General features: G+C 70.3%; 18 protein-coding genes and 1 pseudogene. 17 read left to right on the top strand and 2 right to left on the bottom strand.

Annotated features, from left to right (window positions below; translation table 11 throughout):
* Window positions 1-76 precede the first annotated feature (76 nt).
* The 4 genes from trpS to AB0J66_RS10135 are packed head-to-tail and all read left to right on the top strand — an operon-like array spanning window position 77 to window position 3,018.
* Entirely contained in the window at window positions 77-1,099 is a 1,023-nt protein-coding gene (gene trpS / locus AB0J66_RS10150; RefSeq protein WP_364658101.1) for a tryptophan--tRNA ligase, read from the top strand.
* Between the two features lie 51 nt (window positions 1,100-1,150).
* Entirely contained in the window at window positions 1,151-1,681 is a 531-nt protein-coding gene (locus AB0J66_RS10145) for a 2'-5' RNA ligase family protein (protein ID WP_364658684.1), read from the top strand.
* Between the two features lie 19 nt (window positions 1,682-1,700).
* Window positions 1,701-2,612 carry a YhjD/YihY/BrkB family envelope integrity protein gene (locus AB0J66_RS10140; protein WP_364658098.1) on the top strand — a complete coding sequence of 304 codons (912 nt, stop codon included), beginning with the start codon at window positions 1,701-1,703 and terminating at the stop codon, window positions 2,610-2,612.
* A 7-nt stretch (window positions 2,613-2,619) separates the two neighbouring features.
* Window positions 2,620-3,018 carry a hypothetical protein gene (locus AB0J66_RS10135; protein ID WP_364658094.1) on the top strand — a complete coding sequence of 133 codons (399 nt, stop codon included), beginning with the start codon at window positions 2,620-2,622 and terminating at the stop codon, window positions 3,016-3,018.
* Here the strand turns inward: AB0J66_RS10135 and AB0J66_RS10130 are convergent.
* Window positions 3,008-3,592 carry a TetR/AcrR family transcriptional regulator gene (locus AB0J66_RS10130; protein ID WP_364658091.1) on the bottom strand — a complete coding sequence of 195 codons (585 nt, stop codon included), beginning with the start codon at window positions 3,590-3,592 and terminating at the stop codon, window positions 3,008-3,010. The two genes, AB0J66_RS10135 and AB0J66_RS10130, sit on opposite strands and share 11 nt — an antisense overlap.
* A gap of 100 nt (window positions 3,593-3,692) precedes the next feature.
* On the opposite strand from AB0J66_RS10130, the gene AB0J66_RS10125 reads away from it, so the two are divergent.
* The 10 genes from AB0J66_RS10125 to AB0J66_RS10080 all read left to right on the top strand — a co-directional run bounded on the left by AB0J66_RS10125 (window position 3,693) and on the right by AB0J66_RS10080 (window position 13,773).
* Window positions 3,693-4,742 carry a hypothetical protein gene (locus AB0J66_RS10125; RefSeq protein ID WP_364658088.1) on the top strand — a complete coding sequence of 350 codons (1,050 nt, stop codon included), beginning with the start codon at window positions 3,693-3,695 and terminating at the stop codon, window positions 4,740-4,742.
* A 27-nt stretch (window positions 4,743-4,769) separates the two neighbouring features.
* Window positions 4,770-5,030 (top strand): hypothetical protein, encoded by a 261-nt coding sequence (locus AB0J66_RS10120; protein ID WP_364658085.1) that lies wholly within the window; start codon window positions 4,770-4,772, stop codon window positions 5,028-5,030.
* Window positions 5,031-5,225: 195 nt separating this feature from the next.
* Window positions 5,226-6,320 carry a BMP family ABC transporter substrate-binding protein gene (locus AB0J66_RS10115; RefSeq protein ID WP_364658082.1) on the top strand — a complete coding sequence of 365 codons (1,095 nt, stop codon included), beginning with the start codon at window positions 5,226-5,228 and terminating at the stop codon, window positions 6,318-6,320.
* 115 nt (window positions 6,321-6,435) lie between these two features.
* A complete protein-coding gene (locus tag AB0J66_RS10110) occupies window positions 6,436-7,953 on the top strand; it encodes an ABC transporter ATP-binding protein (protein WP_364658079.1) in 1,518 nt (505 codons plus the stop codon).
* Entirely contained in the window at window positions 7,950-9,212 is a 1,263-nt protein-coding gene (locus AB0J66_RS10105) for an ABC transporter permease (RefSeq protein WP_364658076.1), read from the top strand. The genes AB0J66_RS10110 and AB0J66_RS10105 overlap by 4 nt, the downstream gene beginning before the upstream one ends.
* A gap of 5 nt (window positions 9,213-9,217) precedes the next feature.
* On the top strand, window positions 9,218-10,486 hold the full coding sequence (locus AB0J66_RS10100) for an ABC transporter permease (protein WP_364658073.1): 1,269 nt from the start codon (window positions 9,218-9,220) through the stop codon (window positions 10,484-10,486).
* Between the two features lie 42 nt (window positions 10,487-10,528).
* On the top strand, window positions 10,529-10,996 hold the full coding sequence (locus AB0J66_RS10095; protein ID WP_364658071.1) for a hypothetical protein: 468 nt from the start codon (window positions 10,529-10,531) through the stop codon (window positions 10,994-10,996).
* A 94-nt stretch (window positions 10,997-11,090) separates the two neighbouring features.
* Window positions 11,091-11,816, top strand: coding sequence for a cytidine deaminase (locus AB0J66_RS10090; RefSeq protein ID WP_364658069.1), 726 nt, complete (start codon window positions 11,091-11,093; stop codon window positions 11,814-11,816).
* Window positions 11,809-13,086, top strand: coding sequence for a thymidine phosphorylase (locus AB0J66_RS10085; RefSeq protein WP_364658067.1), 1,278 nt, complete (start codon window positions 11,809-11,811; stop codon window positions 13,084-13,086). The genes AB0J66_RS10090 and AB0J66_RS10085 overlap by 8 nt, the downstream gene beginning before the upstream one ends.
* A gap of 6 nt (window positions 13,087-13,092) precedes the next feature.
* Entirely contained in the window at window positions 13,093-13,773 is a 681-nt protein-coding gene (locus AB0J66_RS10080) for a DUF4272 domain-containing protein (protein WP_364658065.1), read from the top strand.
* On the opposite strand, the gene AB0J66_RS10075 is transcribed toward AB0J66_RS10080, so the two are convergent.
* Window positions 13,728-14,543 (bottom strand): putative RNA methyltransferase, encoded by an 816-nt coding sequence (locus tag AB0J66_RS10075; RefSeq protein ID WP_364658062.1) that lies wholly within the window; start codon window positions 14,541-14,543, stop codon window positions 13,728-13,730. The two genes, AB0J66_RS10080 and AB0J66_RS10075, sit on opposite strands and share 46 nt — an antisense overlap.
* A 26-nt stretch (window positions 14,544-14,569) precedes the next feature.
* On the opposite strand from AB0J66_RS10075, the gene AB0J66_RS10070 reads away from it, so the two are divergent.
* From AB0J66_RS10070 to AB0J66_RS10060, 3 genes and pseudogenes are all read left to right on the top strand, one after another.
* Entirely contained in the window at window positions 14,570-15,655 is a 1,086-nt protein-coding gene (locus AB0J66_RS10070; protein ID WP_364658059.1) for an adenosine deaminase, read from the top strand.
* 412 nt (window positions 15,656-16,067) lie between these two features.
* Window positions 16,068-19,721, top strand: a complete 3,654-nt coding sequence (locus AB0J66_RS10065) for a nitrate- and nitrite sensing domain-containing protein (protein WP_364658056.1) — start codon at window positions 16,068-16,070, stop codon at window positions 19,719-19,721.
* Window positions 19,718-19,817: pseudogene (locus AB0J66_RS10060) on the top strand (roadblock/LC7 domain-containing protein); the annotation flags it as partial. The gene AB0J66_RS10065 and the pseudogene AB0J66_RS10060, both read left to right, overlap by 4 nt.

Below are 19,817 nucleotides of genomic sequence, written 5' to 3'. Positions count from 1 at the left end.
GGGCGGCGGTCGGGGTGGTTGGAAGAGCCGTACGGGGTGTCTGCGGGCGACCGGAAGCGGCTGACACAATGGGCTCATGTCCGATGTCGTCCGCCGCCCGCGTGTGCTTTCCGGCATTCAGCCGACCGCCGACTCGTTCCACCTCGGCAACTACCTCGGCGCCGTGCGCAACTGGGTGGCGATGCAGGAGACCCACGACGCGTACTACTGCGTCGTCGACCTGCACGCGATCACGATGGGCCACGACCCGATCGCCCTGCGGAACAGGACCCGGATCTCGGCCGCCCAGCTGCTCGCCGTCGGGCTCGACCCGGAGCGCTGCACGCTCTTCGTCCAGTCCCACGTGCCCGAGCACGCCCAGCTCGGCTGGGTGCTGAGCTGCATCACCGGCTTCGGCGAGGCCGGCCGGATGGTCCAGTTCAAGGACAAGTCGGCCAAGGCCGCCGACAGCACCACCGTCGGCCTGTTCACCTACCCGATCCTGCAGGCGGCCGACATCCTGCTCTACCAGGCCGACCAGGTCCCGGTGGGCGAGGACCAGAGGCAGCACCTCGAGCTCACGCGGGACCTGGCCCAGCGGTACAACACCCGCTTCGGCAAGACCTTCACGGTGCCCTCGGCGTACATCGTCAAGGACACCGCGAAGATCACCGACCTGCAGGACCCGACCTCGAAGATGTCGAAGTCGGCCTCCTCGCCGAACGGCATCATCGAGCTGCTCGAGGAGCCGGCCCGCTCGGCCAAGAAGATCAAGTCGGCGGTGACCGACACCGGGCGCGAGATCCTCTACGACGAGGAGAGCAAGCCGGGCGTGAGCAACCTGCTCACGATCTACGCCGCGCTGACCGCGCGGACCATAGACGAGCTGCTCGAGCAGTACGAGGGCCGCGGCTACGGCGATCTGAAGAAGGACCTGGCCGAGATCGTGGTCGACTTCGTCAAGCCGATCCAGGAGCGCACCCGGGCCTACCTCGACGACCCCGGCTACCTCGACAAGGTGCTGGCCATCGGGGCCGAGAAGGCCCGCTCGGTCGCTTCCGTGACGCTCGCCGACGCGTACAAGAACATCGGCTTCCTGGCCCCGGCGCGCGAGGCCTGACCCCCGGTGGCGGAACCCCATCCAACCTCCCCGCCGCCGCCCTTGAGCGGACTGAAGGCTGCCTCCATCACTAAGATCGGGGTAGCGATCGACATCCCCGAGCCCTGGGGAGAGCAGCTCACCCGTCGCCGCGCCGAGGCGGGTGATCCGCAGGCGGCGTACACCCCGGCCCACGTGACGCTGCTGGGGCCGACCGAGGTACGCACCGAGGCGCTGCCGGCGATCGAGCGGCACCTGGCCGAGGTGGCCGCGGCCCAGCCGCCGTTCACCATCCACCTGCGCGGCACCGGGACGTTCCGGCCGATCACCGAGGTGGTCTTCGTGACGCTGGCCGTCGGCATCAGCGAGTGCGAGCTGCTGGCCGCGGCGATCACCTCGTCGGCCGACGTGAACCGGGACTCCCGTTTCCCGTACCACCCGCACGTGACCATCGCCCAGGACGTGCCGCCGGCGGCGCTGGACGCGGCGTTCGACGATCTCGCCGGCTTCTCGGCGAAGTTCGGCGTCCCGGCCTTCACGCTCTTCTCGCACGGCGGTGAAGGGCCGTGGAAACGCCGCCGGGACTACCCGCTGGGCTCGTAGTTTCCGCTACCTTCAGCGCGTGAATCCGATCGATCGGGCGTACGACACCGCTGAGATGCAGATCCTGCGGCTGCGCCGGCGCTCGAAGTACTTCGATCACCTCAGCCGCGCCCTGCTGCGGTTCTGGGAGGCGCAGGGCGGCCGGCTGGCCGCCGCCATCGCGTACTACGGCTTCTTCGCGGTCTTCGCGCTGCTGCTGATCGGCTACTCGATCTTCGGCATCCTCCTGGACAACAACAAGGAGCTGTTCGACGCCGTCCGCGACTTCCTGCGCCAGAACCTGCCCTTCCTGGAGGTGGAGGCGATCCTGGCCAGCGGCAAGACGGTCGGCATCGTCGGGATCATCGGCCTGACCTTCACCGGCATCGCCTGGGTGGAGGCGATCCGCTCGTCGCAGCGGCTGATCTGGCGGCTCAACGAGCAACCCGGCTACATCGGTGTCCGGCAGGCGCTCGACCTGCTGGTGCTGCTCGGGGTGCTGGCCCTGCTCGCGCTCAGCCAGCTCGCCGTCTACGGCGTCGAGAAGCTGCTCGACTGGATGGCCGACGGCTTCGTGCAGTCCACCGTGAGCTGGATGCTCACCGTGGCGGTCAACATGCTGCTCGCGGCGGCGCTGCTGGCCGCGGTGCCGCGGCTACGGATGACCGTGCGGCGGATGGCGCCGCCGGTCGTGCAAGTCGGCGTCGGTGTGACCTTGCTCAACACCGTGGGCAAGTCGTTCGTCGGTCTGGTGCAGCGGAACCCGGCCTACGGCCTGGTCGGCTCGGCCGTCGGCGTGCTGGTCTACCTGTACGTTTTCAATCAGCTCCTGCTGTTCGGGGCGGCCTGGGCGGCGACCAGCCCGCACGGCCGGGTCATCGACCTCTCAGCTGACGATAAAAGTGCTCCCGTGGGGCAAAATACCTGGATTCGGCACAGCCGCCCGGAATGATGTGCCCGTGGGCACTCTCGTGACACTCGATCTGCCGGCCGGCTCGCCGGTGGCCGACCTTCCCTGGGTCATCACCATCGGTGCGCTCGCCGACGAGGAGGACTGGGAACCCGTCGTCTGCGGGCCGTACGAACGCGCGCACGCGCTCGCCCTGGCCCAGGCCGTGGTGGCCGACGAGGACCTGATGGCGGTGGTGGAGCCGCTGCTGCCCCGGCCCGACGCCGAGGCCATCCGCGAGGAGATCGCCCTGGCCCGTGCGGTGGCCGAGGCGCCCCTCGGCGACGAGGAACACGACCAGGAGGAGTACGAGACCCGGCGCGTCCGGCCCGGTCGTCCGCCGACCGAGGCCGAGGTGCGCGAGGGCTGGTCGCGGATAGCGGCCCGGCTGACCGTCCCTACCGGTTGATCAGCTCCCGGATCCCGCGCAGGTAGGTCTGTTTGTCCGGGCTGCCGGTCAGCATCCGCTGCAGCGCGTAACCGGGCACGAAAGAGTAGAACGCGCTGGTCACCGCCTCGACGTCGGTGCCGGCGGGCAACTCGCCGCTCTCCACCGCGTTCTCCACGAGCACCTGGAGCGCCTTGCGCAGCGTCGTGTAGCGATCCCGGGTGATGGCGGCGATCGCCGGGTCGACCGAGGACTCGGCCCACACCTGGAGCGCGATCGGCAGGTGGCCGCCCGGGCCCAACTGGACCTCGATCGCGTCGAGGACGGCCGCCATGGATTCGGTCAGCGGCAGCCGGCGCTCGGCGACGTCGTTGATGTGCTGCAGGATGCCTCCGGTGACGGTCTCGGCGATGGCCGCGATGATCTCGTTCTTGGACTTGAAGTAGCGGTAGACCGCGCCGACCGAGAGCCCGGCCTCCTTGATGAGGTCCTGCATCGAGGTGTTGTGCAGGCCCTTGGTGACGAAGCAGACGCGGGCGGCGTCGAGGATCTGCTGCCGGCGGGCGTTGAGGTGTTCTTCCGAGACGCGTGGCACGTCCCACAGTGTAAAACGAACGCTCGTTCTTGACTTGACCTCGTGTCCGGGACCACGCTGAGGAGACAAATAGAATGAGTGTTCGTTTTAGGAGAACGAGATGCGACGCAACGCCATCACCCTCGGCGTGCTCATCGCGGTCGCGGTGGTCGCCGTCCAAGCTCTGCTCGTCCCGCTGTTCGCCGCGCCCGCGGCCAACATGGCGCCCCGCGACCTGCCGATCGCAGTGGCCGGCCCGGCCGCGGTGGCCGCCCGGCTCGAGGCCGGGCACCCCGGCGCGTTCGAGGTCACCCCCGTGGCCGACGCGGCCGCGGCCGACGCCGCCATCAAGGACCGCGAGGTGTACGGCGCGATCCTGGTCACCGCGGCCGGCCCGGAGGTGCACATCGCCTCGGGCGCCTCGCCCACCGTGGCCACCCTGCTCAGCCAGGCCGCGACCGCCCTGGCCACCCGGCCGGGTGCAAGCGGGGGGCCCGCTGCAGCCGGCCAACCGGCCGGGAGCGGTCAGCCGGCCGGGGTCGTGGTCAAGGACATCGTGCCGCTCGACGCCGACGACCCGCGGGGCACTGGCTTCACGGCGGCCTTCCTGCCACTGGCCATCACCAGCATGATCGCCGGGGTGCTCGTCTTCTTTCTGCTCAAGCACCGGGTCGCTCGGGTGGCCGGGCTGCTGACCTACGGGGTGCTGGCTGGGCTCGGAGCGGCCGCCGTGCAGCAGCTGTGGCTCGGCATCGTGCCTGGTGACTATCTCGCGGTGGCTGGTGCGCTCGGGTTGTTCGCGCTGGGCATGTCGGCTGCGGTGGCCGGGCTGGCGGCGTTGTTCGGGGAGGCCGGCATCGGGCTCGGGGCGCTGACGTTCTTCCTGGTCGGCAACGCGATCTCCGGGATCGCGGCCGCGCCCGAGCTGCTGCCGCAACCGTGGGGTGCGGTCGGTCAGTGGCTGCCGATCGGCGCCGGTGGGTCGCTGCTGCGCTCCATGTCCTACTTCGACGGGGCCGGCGCGGGCTTCCCGGCCGCGGTGCTCACAGCGTACGGCCTCGGGGGTCTGATCTTGATCTTGATCGGACGTAAAGGGCTCGCTGGGAAGCAGGCCGACGTGGCGGTCGCGGGGGAGACGGCGACCTCACCGGAGCTGGTCGCGGCGAGCTGAGCGCGGGCCCGCTGGGATAGTGGGCACATGGTGATCTCGCGCGGATGGGCGGTCTTCCTGACGGCGGTCGGGGTGTGGACCTGGGTGATCTGGCCCCGGTTCGGGCTCGCGATCTGGCAGGACGACCGCTCGTTCGCCGATGGGCGGCCGACCTCGTTCCTGATCGTCCACGCGGTGTTGATCGTCACTTCGCTGGCGGTCGGCACCGTCGTCGGCGTTCTCGGTGTCCGGGCCTGGCGGGCTTCCCGCAAGTTGTCCGCTGTCGCGGCGGCTGCGCCGAAAGATTAAGGGCTTGTTACCGGGTGGGCCGGGAAATTGCCGCAGTATCGGATACAAGCGACGACCAGGGTGCCCGGCGATTGCGCGCAGATAACGGTGCGCCAACAGTCCGGCCCAAACTTGGTCGGCCGCTCTGGCCTGCGACTACGCTCCCGCTCTGAAGACTCACCGACATGTGTCGGTGTGCGTTGGAAGGAGGGCGTCTTGCGCCCAGTACGTGGGAACCGGATCCTTGCGATTCTCGCGGCAGGTGGGCTGACGCTCGCTGCCGCTGCTTGTGGTGACGCCCCTGACGAGACCCCCGCCGGCAGCGGATCGAGCGCTGCCGCCGCATACAAGGCCTGCATGGTCACCGACACCGGCGGCATCGACGACAAGTCGTTCAACGCGTCCGCGTGGGCCGGCCTGCAGGCCGCGAAGACCCAGGCCAGCAACGTCGACCCGAAGTACGTGGCGTCCTCCGCCGAGGCCGACTACGAGCCCAACCTGCGCGGCTTCGTCACGCAGAAGTGCAACTTCACGCTCGCCGTGGGCGGCCTCATGATCGACGCCACCAAGAAGATCGCCTCGGAGAACACGAGCTCGCAGTTCGGCATCGTCGACGGTGTCGTGGCCGGCCAGAGCAACGTCTACCCGATGCAGTTCGCCACCGACGAGGCCGCGTTCCTCGCCGGCTACCTCGCCGCGGGCTACTCGAAGAGCAAGAAGGTCGCGACCTTCGGCGGCATGAAGCTGCCGACCGTGGCCATCTTCATGGACGGCTTCGTCGACGGCGTGAACTACTACAACACGCAGAAGAAGGCGAACGTCCAGGTCCTCGGCTGGGACAAGGCCAAGCAGACCGGCAGCTTCACCGACGACTTCGCCAGCCCGGCCAAGGGCAAGGCGCTGGCCAACACGTTCGTCGCCCAGGGCGCCGACGTGATCCTGCCGGTCGCCGGCGGCACCGGTCTCGGCGCGGCCGAGGTCGCGCAGGGTTCGGCCGGCAAGGTTTCGATCGTCTGGGTCGACCAGGACGGCTGCAAGAGCGCCGCGCAGTACTGCGACGTCTTCCTGACCACCGTCGTCAAGAACATCACCGACGCGGTCGAGAAGGCGGTCGTCTCCGGCGCCACCGGCCAGCCGCTGGCCGCCACCCCGGGCTACCTGGGCACGCTGGAGAACAACGGCGTCTCGCTCGCGCCGTACAACAAGTTCGACAGCAAGGTCGACGCCGGTCTCAAGTCCGAGGTCGACGCGCTGAAGGCCGACATCGTCTCCGGCAAGGTCAAGGTCGAGTCGACCAACGCGCCGAAGTGACGTTGCGCTAGGTAACATCACGCCGCCGCCGGTTGCGAGTCTTTCTCGCAGCCAGCGGCGGCTTCACCTGTTCAGACATAGGCCCGAGCGTCAGGGGATTCCGCTGAGACTCGAATTGCGCGGCATCACCAAGCGCTTCGGCGACCTGGTGGCCAACGACCACATCGACATCACGGTCGAGCCGGGTGAGGTCCACGCCCTTCTCGGCGAGAACGGCGCCGGCAAGTCGACGCTGATGAACCAGTTGTACGGCCTGCTCCAGCCGGACGAGGGCGAGATCCTGGTCGACGGCGAGAAGAAGGTCTTCCGCAGCCCCCGCGACGCCATCGCCGCCGGCATCGGCATGGTCCACCAGCACTTCATGCTGGTCCCGGTCTTCACCGTGGCCGAGAACATCGCGCTCGGGGCCGAGGAGGTGCGCGGCGGCCCGCTCGGCTGGCTCGACCGGCGCCGCAACCGCCGCGACGTGCTGGAGACCTCCCAGAAGTACGGCCTGCCGGTCGACCCCGACGCCCTGGTGGAGAACCTGCCGGTCGGCGCCCAGCAGCGGGTCGAGATCGTCAAGGCCCTCACCCGCGACGTCGACCTGCTGATCCTGGACGAGCCGACCGCGGTGCTCACCCCGCAGGAGACCGACGAGCTGCTCGCGGTCATGCGCTCGCTGGCCGAGACCGGCAAGTCGATCGTCTTCATCACCCACAAGCTGCGTGAGGTCAAGGCGATCGCCGACCGGATCACGGTCATCCGGCGCGGCCGCACCGTAGGCACCGCCACCCCCGACACCTCGGAAGACGAGCTCGCCGCCCTGATGGTCGGCCGCGACGTCAGCCTCGAGGTGACCAAGGGCCCGGCCGACCCCCAGGGCGAGGTGCTCAAGGTGGCCGGCCTGATCGTCGACGACGACCGCGGCGTCCGCGCCGTCGACGGCGTCGACCTGACCGTCCGGGCCGGCGAGGTGCTCGGCATCGCGGGCGTGCAGGGCAACGGGCAGACCGAGCTGGTCGAGGCGATCATGGGCCTGCGCCCGGCCCGGGCCGGTACGGTTCACCTCCTGGACGACCCGCTGATCGGCAAGAGCACCAAGCAGGTGCTGCGCTCCGGAGTCGGCTACGTGCCCGAGGACCGCAGCCTCGACGGCGTCGTCAAGGACTTCTCGGTCGCGGAGAATCTCGTGCTCGACATGTACGACCGGGAGCCGTACGGCAGCTCGTACAAGCTCAACCCGAAGGCGATCGCGGTCAACGCGGCCGAGCGGGTCGAGCAGTTCGACATCCGGGTCTCCTCACCGCAGTCCGCGGTCGGCACCCTCTCCGGCGGCAACCAGCAGAAGGTCGTCGTGGCGCGGGAGATGTCGCGGCCGCTCAAGCTGTTCATCGCCTCCCAGCCGACCCGCGGCGTGGACGTCGGCTCGATCGAGTTCATCCACAAGCAGATCATTCACGAGCGCGACAACGGCACCGCCGTGCTCGTGGTCTCCAGCGAGCTCGACGAGGTGGTCGGCCTGGCCGACCGGATCGCGGTCATGTACCGGGGTCGCGTCCTCGCGATCGTCTCGCCGGACACCCCGCGTGAGGAGCTCGGCCTGCTGATGGCCGGCATCACCGGTGCCCACGACGAAGAGGACGGCCAGTGACCACCGAAGTAGCGCCTCCGGAGAAGAAGAGGGAGGAGGAGAAGAACGAGTCGTTCGTCTCGCTCTTCGTGCAGAACCTCTGGTCGGCGAACACCGTCACGGTCACGTTCCTCTCGATCTTCCTGGCGCTGGTCATCGGCGCCATCCTGATCGTGGTCTCCGACAGCGACGTGCTCGCCACGTTCTCGTACTTCACCTCGCGGCCCAGTGACGCCTTCAACGCCAGCTGGGACCTGATCAGCCACGCCTACGGCGACCTGTTCAAGGGGGCGATCTTCGACCCGGCCGCGTTCCAGGCCTGGTTCGACGGCACCGGCACCTGGCAGAGCGCGTTCGGGTCGATCTCCGAGACCCTCACCTACGCGGCGCCGCTGGTCTTCACCGGTCTGTCGGTCGCGCTCGCCTTCCGCGGCGGCCTGTTCAACATCGGCGGCCAGGGCCAGGCGGTCATCGGCTGCATCACCGGTGGCGTGGTCGGCTTCGCCGTCGGCCTGCCGGTCGGGTTCCACCTGGTGGTGGCGCTGCTGGCCGGCTTCCTGGGCGGCGCGCTCTGGGGCTTCCTGCCCGGCCTGCTCAAGGCCCGCACCGGCGCCCACGAGGTGATCACCACGATCATGCTCAACTACATCGGCACGCTCTTCCTGAGCTGGCTGATCCTGCAGAACGGCGTGCGCGACCCGGACCGCACCGACGCGATCAGCAAGACCATCGAGTCGTCGGCCCAGCTGCCCGCCCTGCCCTCGCCGCTGCGGGTGCACCTCGGCATCGTCCTCGCGGTGATCGCCACGGCGGCCGTGGCCTGGCTGCTCAACAAGTCGCCGTTCGGCTTCGAGCTGCGCGCCGTCGGCGTCAACCCGCCGGCCGCGAAGACCGCGGGCATGAGCATCGCCAAGACGTACACCCTGCTCATGGTCATCGCCGGTGGCCTGGCCGGCCTCGGCGGCGCGGTCCAGGTGCTCGGCACCGCCGACAAGCTCACCGCCCAGGTGGCCGGCAACATCGGCTTCGACGGTCTGCTGGTCGCCCTGCTCGGCCGCAACAAACCCTGGGGCACGCTGCTCGCCGCCATCCTGTACGGCGGTCTGCGCGCCGGTGGCAACCTGATGCAGGTCGACGCGGGTGTCTCGCTCGAGCTGGTCACCGTGCTCCAGGCCCTGATCGTCATCTTCATCGCCGCCCCGGCCCTGGTGAAGGCGATCTTCCAGCTCCGCGCCGCCCGTACCGCACGGCTCGGCGCCTCGATGGCGAAGGGCTGGTGAGCCACATGTCGACCGCGACCGTGGAAGACCTGACCGAGATCACCGCACCCGATCCGTTCTGGACCCGGCAGCGCCGCCTCGGCGTCGCCCTGGTCATCATCGGCCTGATCGCGGCGGTCGTGTTCGGCTCGCTGGCCGAGTCGAAGACCGCCAAGTTCACCCTCAGCGAGGACGCCGAGGGCGCCGCACTGTCGATCAACGGCCAGTTCGGCGCCATCCTGTTCGGCATCGTCACCATCGCCGCCGGCGCCACCCTGCTGGCCGGCGTGGCCAAGCGCTGGCAGACCTGGCTGCTCGGGCTCGGCATCGTCACGTTCGTCCTGTCGTTCCTGTGCTGGCAGGTCGCCGGCAAGTTCCTGCCGCTGGTCGACACGGTCAGCGGCTCCCTCGAGCTGGCCCTGCCGCTGATCCTGGGCGCGCTGGCCGGTGTGCTGTGCGAGCGCTCCGGCGTGGTCAACGTGGCCATCGAGGGCCAGTTCCTGATGGGCGCGTTCGGCGCGGCCCTGGTCGGCACCCTGGCCACCAGCGTCTGGGCCGGCCTGGTGAGCGCCATCGTGGGCGGCGTCATCATCGCCGCCATGCTGGCCTGGCTCGCCATCCGCTTCCTGGTCGACCAGGTCGTGGTCGGTATCGTGCTCAACCTGTTCGCGCTCGGCGTCACCGGCTTCCTCTACGAACGCCTCATGCAGCCCGACGCGCTGAAGTACAACTCGCCGCCGCGCCTGCCCGAGTGGAAGATCCCCGGCCTGGCCGACATCCCGGTCGTCGGCCCGGTGCTGTTCGACACCAACCTGCTGGTCTGGATCGCCCTGATCCTGGTCTTCGTGATCCACTTCGCGCTGCGCCGCACCCGCTGGGGCCTGCGCACCCGGGCGGTCGGCGAGCACCCCACGGCGGCCGACACGGTCGGCATCCGGGTGCGCGGCCTGCGCTACATGAACGTCCTGCTCGGCGGCGTGGTCGCCGGCATCGGCGGCGCCTACTTCACGCTCGTGTCGACCAGCGCCTTCAACAAGAACATGACGGCCGGCGCCGGCTTCATCGCCCTGGCCGCCCTGATCTTCGGCCGCTGGACCCCGTTCGGCGCCCTGGGCGCGGCCCTGTTCTTCGGCTTCGCCCAGAAGCTGGCGAACTACCTGAGCGCGGTCGGCAGCCCGGTCCCGAACCAGTTCCTCAACATGCTCCCCTACATCGCTACCATCATCGCCGTAGCCGGCCTGGTCGGCCGGGTCCGAGCCCCCGCCGCCGACGGCGTCCCCTACGTGAAGAGCTGAAAGTGGTGGACGACCGGCATACCTTCAAACTACTTTGAAGGTATGCCGGTCTCCGAGGCTCCGTTCTCCGATTTGATCAACAAACCCAAGGCGACCCTTCAGCCGCTCACCGGCTCGCGGGCGCACGCCATTCGGCTACGTCGGCGCGACGATGTCGATCTGGTGGTCACGACGGCCGATCGCTACGACCAGGACCATGCCGTCGTCTCTGCCGCGCTCCGCCTCTTCCGCACCATCGTCCTCAACGGTCAGGCCGACGCCGTACTCGACCTGTTGCCCGAGGTCTTCCCTTGGTCGCGGTTCCTCCCACCGGGTGACAGGCACACCCTTCTGATCGAGTTCGTCGATACCCTGCGAGCCGTGGAGGATCTTGACACGCTGGCGCCGGTGACTCAACTCCTCACCGAATGGCGGCACACCGCCGAGGTGTATGCGGATCCGACGGTGCTCGCGGCACTGACTCGGGGCGCCGACGACCTCGGCCCAGTGCCGGAGCCTCCGGGCGCATGACTCCGAAGCGGGCACGCGGCATCCCAGGATGACGGAATAGCGGATCAGGGGCGGGACGGGGATCCGTACCGGCACGTCAGGCAGGATAGGCGGCATGGAGATCGACTGGGTTGGGCTGCGTGCCGCCGCTACCGAGGCCATGCGGCACGCCTATGCGCCGTACTCCGACTTTCCGGTCGGGGCGGCGGCGCTCGTGGACGACGGCCGGGTGGTCGTCGGGTGCAACGTGGAGAACGCGTCGTACGGCGTGGGGCTGTGTGCCGAGTGCGGGCTGGTGAGTCAGCTGCACGCGAGCGGCGGGGGGCGCCTGGTCGCGTTCTCGTGTGTCGACGCGACCGGCAACCCGCTGATGCCGTGCGGGCGCTGCCGGCAGCTGCTCTGGGAGCACGGCGGGCCGGAGTTGCTGGTCGAGTGGCACACCGGGCCGATCCGGATGACCGAGCTGCTGCCGCACGCGTTCGGCCCGGAGGACCTGGAGCGGGTCAACGGCGCCATGTCCGGCCCCGAGGTGCCGGCCGAGCTGGCCAAGTGGCGGGGGCGCGGCACCGTTTTCGTCCACCCCGACCTGTCCGGCGGCGAGACCGTCTGGACGGCGTACTGGGAGCGCTCGGGCGGCAGCCCGCAGGAGAGCGACGCCCCCAAGGGCGTCCTCGAGGAGGGCCCGAACTTCGCCACCACCGCCGAGGCGGTCGGGTGGGGCCAGGCGCGTACCCCCCGGATCGTCGTGGTGGACGCCGAAGGCGGACTGGCCTGGGCCGGGGAGGGCGAAGCGCCCGACGGCATTCCCTCCAAGTGGACGGAAGGTTCCATCGATGAGTGAGTTCGCCGCCGTCGACGTCATCCGGGCCAAGCGGGACGGGCACACGCTGAGCGACGCCCAGATCGACTGGGTCGTGGACGCGTACACCCGGGGTGTGGTGGCCGACGAGCAGATGTCGGCCCTGGCCATGGCGATCCTGCTGCGTGGCATGACGCCGGCCGAGATCGCCCGCTGGACCGCCGCCATGATCGCCAGCGGGGAGCGGCTGGATCTCTCCTCGGTCACCCGGCCCACCGCGGACAAGCATTCCACCGGCGGCGTCGGCGACAAGATCACGCTGCCGTTGACGCCGCTGGTCGCCGCCTGTGGCGTGGCCGTCCCGCAGTTGTCCGGGCGCGGCCTCGGGCACACCGGTGGCACGCTGGACAAGCTCGAGTCGATCCCCGGCTGGCGGGCCCAGTTGAGCAACGACGACTTCAAGCGGCAGCTGCAGGAGATCGGCGCGGTCATCTGCGCCGCCGGCGAGGGCCTGGCCCCGGCCGACCGCAAGCTGTACGCGCTGCGCGACGTCACCGGCACGGTCGAGGCGATCCCGCTGATCGCCAGCTCGATCATGAGCAAGAAGATCGCCGAGGGGACCGGCGCGCTGGTGCTCGACGTCAAGGTCGGCTCCGGCGCGTTCATGAAGGACCTGGCGACCGCCCGTGAGCTGGCGAGCACCATGGTCCAGCTCGGCCAGGACAGCGGTGTCACCACCGTCGCGTTGCTCACCGACATGAGCGTTCCGCTCGGCCTGGCCGTCGGCAACGCCAACGAGGTCACCGAGTCGGTCGAGGTGCTGGCCGGCGGCGGCCCGGCCGACGTGGTCGAGCTGACCCTGGCCCTGGCCCGCGAGATGCTGGTGGCCGCGGGGGTCGACGCCGACCCGGCCAAGGTTCTGGAGTCGGGCGCGGCCATGGACACGTGGCGGGCCATGATCCGGGCCCAGGGCGGCGACCCGGACGCCCCGCTGCCGGTGGCGCGCGAGACCGAGGTGCTGCGGGCGGCGGCCGACGGGGTGGTGACCGGCGTCGACGCGTACGGCATCGGCATCGCGGCCTGGCGCCTCGGCGCCGGACGGGCCCGCAAGGAGGACCCGGTCAGTTTCGGCGCCGGGATCCAGCTCAAGGTCAAGCCCGGTGACGCCGTACGCGCCGGTGACGTGCTCCTGGAGCTTCGCGCCGACGACCCGGCCCGCATCCCGGCCGCCCGGGACGAGGCGGCCGCGGCCGTGACTGTCGGCGCGGAGCGCCCCACCCCTACAAAGCTGGTGCTCGACCGCATAGCCTGACGCACCATGACGAAGGCCGCACCCGATCCGCACGCCGTTCGCGAGGCCAGCCTCGACGAGCTGCGGCGGCTCGGCCTGCCGCTGCCACCCGCGGGGTTCCCGCTGGTCTGGGAGGCGGGCGACACCATCGAGCTGCGGCCGACGGCCGAGATCGAGGCGCGGGCGGCGGTGCTGCACGTGGTGGTCGCCCGCTGCTTCGGCATGCCGACCGAGGCCGCGATGAGCTGGCTGCTCGGCTCACACCTGGTGGATTTCGTCACACCGCCGGAGTGGCAGTTCGTGATCGGGGCGAAGGGCGATCACCGCTCGTTCGTGCTGCACCACGACGCGGTGTTCGCCCTCGCCTGGCTGCTCGGCCTGGCCCGCCATCTCGATCCGACCGCGCCGCCCGAGGGCCGGTTCATGTCGCAGATGCCGGATCTGCCGGCTGGTGAGAGTTTCAACAGCTGGCGGTCGCGGTCGCTGATGTCGCCGCGTGACCCGATCGAGGCGGCCGTCCTGCTCGATCTCTACTACTGCCTCGACTGGGCCTTCCAGGAGTGCGAGCAGACCGGCCTGGCGTTACCGGGCGAGATCGACGCCAACGCGATCGGCCAGCGGCGCTGGGCGCTGGAGTGGGCCGTGGTCTTCACCGGGCCCTATCACGACAAGCCGGCCGAGTGGGAAGAGGTCGACCTCTCGGTGTAGGTGGTGATCTCCACCGCCGCCGTGACGGTGACCGCGCCTTCCGGCATGGCGTCCGGGGGAACGTGCCGGGCGGCGGGGGTCATGCCGATCAACGTACGGGCCTCGGCGGCGGACAGGCGCAGGGTCCGGCGCTCCGTCGTCGTGGGGCCGGCGGTGAAGTGCTCGCCGAGTGACCCGCTCACCCTTTCCGCCTTGGCCGGGTCGACCCGGATCAGGCCCCGCATCAGCTCGGCCAGGTGATCGGCGGCCGGGGTGACGACGACCAGCACCCCACCCGGGCGCAGGATCCGGCGGTACTCGGCGCCGTTGCGGGGCGCGAAGACGTTGAGAATCATCGCCGCGGCGCCGTCGGCGATCGGCAGGGGGCGCCACAGGTCGGCCAGCACGGCGGCCGCGCGCGGGTGGATCTTGGCGGCTCGGCGCAGGGCCGGCTTGGAGACGTCGATGCCCAGACCCTGTACGTCCGTTTTGTCGAGCACGCGGGCGAGGTAGAAGCCGGTGCCCGTGCCGGCGTCGACCACGAGGCCGTCGGCTCCGGGAAGCGCGCCGGCGATGAAGTCGTAGTGCCCGGCGGCCAGGAACGCCTCGCGGTCGGCGATCATCTCGGCGGTGTCGCCCACGTGCGGCATGCGGCCGGCGGTCAGGTCGGCGTACCCCTGCTTGGCCATGTCGAAGCTGTGCCCGCGCGGGCACAGCAGCCGCCGGTCGTCGCGCCGGAGCCCGTCCCGGCAGACCGGGCACCGCAGGTACGGCAATGCGCCGTCGATCATTCGTCTCCGCCCTCTAGGCTCGGCTGATGGCCGCCATCGCTTACTCCGACATCGTTCCGGCGCCCAAGGCGCTGCTGCACGACCACCTCGACGGTGGTCTGCGCCCCGCGACCATCGTCGAGCTGGCCGGGGCGGTGGGCCACGAGCTGCCCACCACCGACCCGGCCGCGCTGGGCGAGTGGTTCGTCGCGGCCGCCGACTCGGGCTCGCTCGAACGCTACCTGGAGACGTTCGCCCACACGGTCGCGGTGATGCAGACCGAGGAGGGCCTGTTCCGGGTGGCCAAGGAGTGCGCGCTCGACCTGGCCGCCGACGGCGTCGTCTACGCCGAGGTGCGGTACGCCCCCGAGCAGCACCTGGAGCGCGGCCTCACCCTCGACCAGGTGGTCGACGCGGTGAACGCCGGGATCGCCGCGGGCTCGGCCGAGGCGGCGGCGCTGGGCACCCCGATCCGGGTCGGCGTGCTGCTGACCGCGATGCGCCATGCGGCCCGCTCGCAGGAGATCGCCGAGCTCTCGGTGCGCTACCGGGACAGCGGCGTGGTCGGTTTCGACATCGCCGGGGCCGAGGCCGGTTTCCCGCCCACCCGTCACCTCGACGCCTTCGAGTACCTCCAGCGCGAGAACTTCCATTTCACCATCCACGCCGGCGAGGCCTTCGGCCTGCCGTCGATCTGGCAGGCCATCCAGTGGTGCGGCGCCGACCGGCTCGGTCACGGTGTGCGCCTGGTCGATGACATCACCGGTACGCCCGATGGCGGCGAGACGGTCCTGGGCCGGCTGGCCGCCTATGTTCGCGACAAGCGGATCCCGCTCGAGCTGTGCCCGTCGTCCAACGTGCAGACCGGGGCCGCGCCCTCGATCGCCGAGCACCCGATCGGCCTGCTGCACGATCTGCGGTTCCGGGTGACCGTCAACACGGACAACCGCCTGATGAGCGGCACGTCCATGTCGCGCGAGATGGCGCTGCTGTCGGAGGCCTTCGGCTGGGGCTTCGCGGATCTGCAGTGGCTGACGATCAACGCGATGAAGTCGGCCTTCATCCCGTACGACGAGCGGCTGGCCATCATCAATGACGTCATCAAACCGGGATATGCGAAATTGATCGGTTGAGTCCGACAAGTCGCTCTTTGGCAAGTAAGCCTGCCGGTTCGGCGGTGTCCCTCATCCGTTCGGTCAGAATGGTCCCTACAAACACTGCGAAATCGGGCATCTCACCTTGCCGATCGGGTCGGACCGCGACATCGTTCCTCCTGCCGCGATCCACTACGATCGGGCGCGTTCGACGAGCGTCACCCCCGCGTCTCGTCGATCGACACGAGTGACACTGAGATAAGTACCTCTATACAGCCAGTGAGGCGGCCCGGTTCCACGGCGCAGACATTGCGTCACACAACCGGTCCGTGTCTTATGGGCCTTTCTCTTTGACACTCGGCGTGATGGAATCTCGGGGGCCCGACGCGGCAGTCGGCCGTGTGCGGCCCCGGCGAGCCGAATGCCGGGCCCGAATCAGGAGGACGGTGACGTGAGCAAGCGCCCCGAGACGGCGACCGGCGTCATGTCGCGTCTCCGTCGGCCGGCCGATCGGCTGCGTGATCTGCCGATCTGGTCGAAGCTAGGCTTGATCATGTTGGTGCCGACCCTGGCGACGATCATCGTCGGCGTCAGCGGCCTGGTCGACCACATCGACGAAGCCAGCAACGCGGAGCGCGCGCGCAATCTTTCGGTGCTGTCGCAAGCGGCCGGTGGTCTCGTCGACCACCTGCAGAACGAACGCGCTTACGGCATCATCCTCAACACCACCGGCATGAGCACGCAGGTCAAGGCCAACGCGCTCAAGTCCTACACCGCCGAGAACGCCCAGGTCGACCAGGCCAAGGTGCCGTACTCGCAGCAGAAGGCCTCCCTGGACGACGTGCCCGACAAGGTCAGCACGCTGCTCCTGCGGCTCGACCGCAACCTCGAGGACCTGCCGTCCAAGCGCAGCCAGATCGCGAACCAGGACCTCGACCTCAAGGGTGTCGAGGACACGTACAACAAGCTGATCGACGACCTGCTCTCCGTGCGGGACGCGTCGGCCCAGCTCTCCGACGACACGACCCTGAGTGACCACCTGCGCGCCGTGGCCGCCGTGGCCCGCGCGAAGGAGTACGTCGCCCAGCAGCGCGACATCGGCCAGAAGATCGTCGGCCAGGGCGAGCTGACCAACGGCCTCCGCCGCGAGTACCTGATCCCCGACACGGGCTTCGAGCTCGCCGGCACCACGCTGCACTCGGTCGGCACGCAGGCCGAGGTCGACATGTTCGACCGCATCACCGACACCGATGCCGGCCGCGGCGCCACCACGTACAACCAGATGCTGACCAGCCTGCAGGGCACGAACACCAAGGCCATCCCGTTCGACTCCGCGAAGTGGGACGCCGCGATGGTGGCCTACAACAAGGAGTTCCGCGCCATCGAGCAGACGATGGACGGGCAGATCGTCACCGAGGCCACCGACCTGCGGAACGACGTGAACCGGCGGGTCTTCATCGAGACCAGCATCCTGCTCGGCATGCTGCTGCTCGCCATCCTGTTCGCCTGGCTGGTCGCCCGGTCGATGGCCCGCTCGCTGCGTGAGCTGCGGCAGGGCGCCCTCTCGGTCGCCCAGTTCGGCCTGCCCCACGCGGTGAGCCGGCTGCGTGACCCGCAACTCTCCACGTCGATGACGCCGGCCCAGGTGGCCGACCAGATCGCCGAGCCGCTGCCGGTGCGCAGCCGGGACGAGTTCGGTCAGGTGACCGAGGCGTTCAACGCGGTTCACCTCGAGGCGGTGCGCACCGCGGCCGAGCAGGCCGCCCTGCGGGCCTCGGTCGCGACGATGTTCGTCAACCTCGCCCGCCGTTCCCAGATCCTGGTCGACCGGCTCATCGGTCACCTCGACCGGCTGGAGCGCGGCGAGGAGGACCCGGACCGGCTGGCCGAGCTCTTCCAGCTCGACCACCTCGCCACGCGGATGCGCCGTAACGACGAGAACCTCCTGGTCCTCGCCGGTGCCGACTCGACCCGCGTGCAGCGCGAGCCGGCCGCCCTGATCGACGTGCTCCGCGCCGCGCAGTCCGAGGTGGAGCACTACACCCGCATCGAGTTCGGCATGATCGACCGAGACATCGAGGTGGCGGCGCACGCCGTCAACGACATGGTCCACCTGGTCGCCGAGCTCTTCGACAACGCGACCGCCTTCTCGCCGCCCAACTCGACGGTCATCGTCGAGGCCCGGCGCCTGGGTGACGGCTCCATCCTCACGGTCGAGGACCGCGGCATCGGCATCAGCCGTGAGCAGCTGCGCGACCTGAACGAGCGGCTGGCCAACCCGCCCTCGGTGGACGTCGCCGTCTCCCGCATGATGGGCCTGGTCGTGGTCGCCCGGCTGGCCAACCGGCACGGCGTCAAGGTCGAGCTCCGCCCGGCCGAGACCGACCGGGGCACGGTGGCCGAGGTCGGCCTGCCGCTCTCGGTCCTGACCGGCAGCGCGCAACCCGCCACGGCCGGCCGCATGCAGGCCGTCGGCGCCGGCTACGACCAGCAGGGCCGCCCGGGCATGCCCGAGCCGCTCGCGCTGGAGAGCGGCCACGGCGGTTACCCGACCGGCCGCCCGTTCGACCCGAACCCGCCGATGAACAACGGCGGCATGCTCGGCACCAACGGGCGCTCGGCGCCCGCCTGGTCCGACCTGACCGGCGCGCCGTCCAACGGCTCGAACGGATCCAACGGCTTCGGCTCCTCGAACGGCTCGCTCAACGGCCTCAACGGCGGCGGCGCCAACGGCTCCAACGGCAACGGTGGCTTCTACGGCCCGCGCAGCAACGAGCCGATCCCGCCGCTGCCCTCGGGCCCGGCCGGCTCGCCCGCGCAGCCGCGTGGCTTCGACAGCCCGCAGGGCTTCGACGCCCCGCAGGGCTTCGCCGGGCCGGACGGTCTGCCGCAGCGCCGCAACGGCGACGGGTTCCAGCCCACCGGTGGCGACACCAACGGGTTCGGCGCCACCATCCCGCGCCAGCTCCCGGCCAACCCGGAGTCCCAGGGCCGCAGCCCGTTCGTGCCGCCGGTCTCCGCGCCGCCGGTGCCGCCGGTCTCGGCGCCCCCGGTGCCGTCCGCGCCGCCGTACGGTGGCCCGCCGGTCTCCACCCCGCCGTTCTCCGCCCCGCCGGCCAACGACCCGGTCTCGGCCGCGCCGCCCGCGTGGCCGCCGGTCGCCTCCGACCGGGAGCAGGGCCAGACGCCGCACGTGCCGGAGAGCCTCGCCGCCGCCCTCGACATGACCGCCGAGCTTCCCCGGTACCGCCCGGAGCAGCGCAGCGAGCCCCAGGTCGAGCGCCCGACGAACCCGCCGATCGCGCCCATCCCGTCGTCCGCCCCGCCGGCCCGGCCGGTGTCGGCCACGCCGGTGTCGGCCACCCCGGTCTCGGGCGGAGCCGACCAGGGCGAGGCGCAGCGGGCCGCCGCGGCCGCCCGGGCCGCTCACGAGCTCGCCGCCGCACAGGCCGCCGAGGCCCAGGCCACGGCCGCCGCGCAAATCGCCGCGGCCCAGGACGCGGCCCGGCAGCGCGACAACGGCCAGGGCCAGTTCGCCGACGAGACGATGGAGCTGCCGATCTTCCGGGAGCTCGAGTCGGCCTGGTTCACCACGGCCCGCCCGGCCGAGCCCGCGAAGCCGTCCACCAACGGCATCGACGAGCCGGTGACCTCGCAGCGGATCCCCACAGGGGAACCGGCGCGGATGGTCGGCGTACCGCAGCAGGCGGTCTCACCCGAGTCGCGCGACCGGGACCCGGCTACTGTTGGTGTCGGTGCCTCCAACGGCGCCGGTTCGACCAGCCCCAACGGCAGCGTCGCCAGCAACCCGTGGCGTACCGCGGCCGACGAGGGCTGGCAGGCCGCGCAGGCGGCGGCCGAGGCCCGGGTGGACACTACGACCACCGCGGGTCTGCCCAAGCGCACACCGATGGCGCAGCTCGTTCCCGGTGGTGTCGATCGGGGCAGTGACCCCGCTCAGCGCCGTACCCCCGAGGGTGTCCGCGGGCTCCTGTCCGCGTACCACCGGGGTGTGCAGCGCGGTCGCACCAAAGATTCGACCAACCCGGAGGAGACTCCGGGAGGGCAGCAGTCCTCGCAGGCTGGCAAGGAGCATGAGGCATGACATCTACGCAGGATCTCGGTTGGCTGCTGGCCAACTTCGCCGACCGCGTTCCCGGAGTCGCGCATGCGATCGCGGTCTCCGCCGACGGTCTGCTCC

The sequence above is a fragment of the Actinoplanes sp. NPDC049598 genome, assembly GCF_040675435.1.
In the GTDB taxonomy this organism is placed as follows: Bacteria; Actinomycetota; Actinomycetes; order Mycobacteriales; family Micromonosporaceae; genus Actinoplanes.
This window is presented reverse-complemented; position numbering and strand designations above follow the sequence as displayed.

Excerpts from the sequence above, each read along its gene's own strand:
- trpS (WP_364658101.1), top strand. The coding sequence starts at position 77 with ATGTCCGATGTCGTCCGCCGCCCGCGTGTGCTTTCCGGCATTCAGCCG.
- AB0J66_RS10125 (WP_364658088.1), top strand. The coding sequence starts at position 3,693 with ATGCGACGCAACGCCATCACCCTCGGCGTGCTCATCGCGGTCGCGGTG.
- AB0J66_RS10120 (WP_364658085.1), top strand. The coding sequence starts at position 4,770 with ATGGTGATCTCGCGCGGATGGGCGGTCTTCCTGACGGCGGTCGGGGTG.
- AB0J66_RS10100 (WP_364658073.1), top strand. The coding sequence starts at position 9,218 with ATGTCGACCGCGACCGTGGAAGACCTGACCGAGATCACCGCACCCGAT.
- AB0J66_RS10095 (WP_364658071.1), top strand. The coding sequence starts at position 10,529 with ATGCCGGTCTCCGAGGCTCCGTTCTCCGATTTGATCAACAAACCCAAG.
- AB0J66_RS10090 (WP_364658069.1), top strand. The coding sequence starts at position 11,091 with ATGGAGATCGACTGGGTTGGGCTGCGTGCCGCCGCTACCGAGGCCATG.
- AB0J66_RS10085 (WP_364658067.1), top strand. The coding sequence starts at position 11,809 with ATGAGTGAGTTCGCCGCCGTCGACGTCATCCGGGCCAAGCGGGACGGG.
- AB0J66_RS10080 (WP_364658065.1), top strand. The coding sequence starts at position 13,093 with ATGACGAAGGCCGCACCCGATCCGCACGCCGTTCGCGAGGCCAGCCTC.
- AB0J66_RS10075 (WP_364658062.1), bottom strand. The coding sequence starts at position 14,543 with ATGATCGACGGCGCATTGCCGTACCTGCGGTGCCCGGTCTGCCGGGAC.
- AB0J66_RS10070 (WP_364658059.1), top strand. The coding sequence starts at position 14,570 with ATGGCCGCCATCGCTTACTCCGACATCGTTCCGGCGCCCAAGGCGCTG.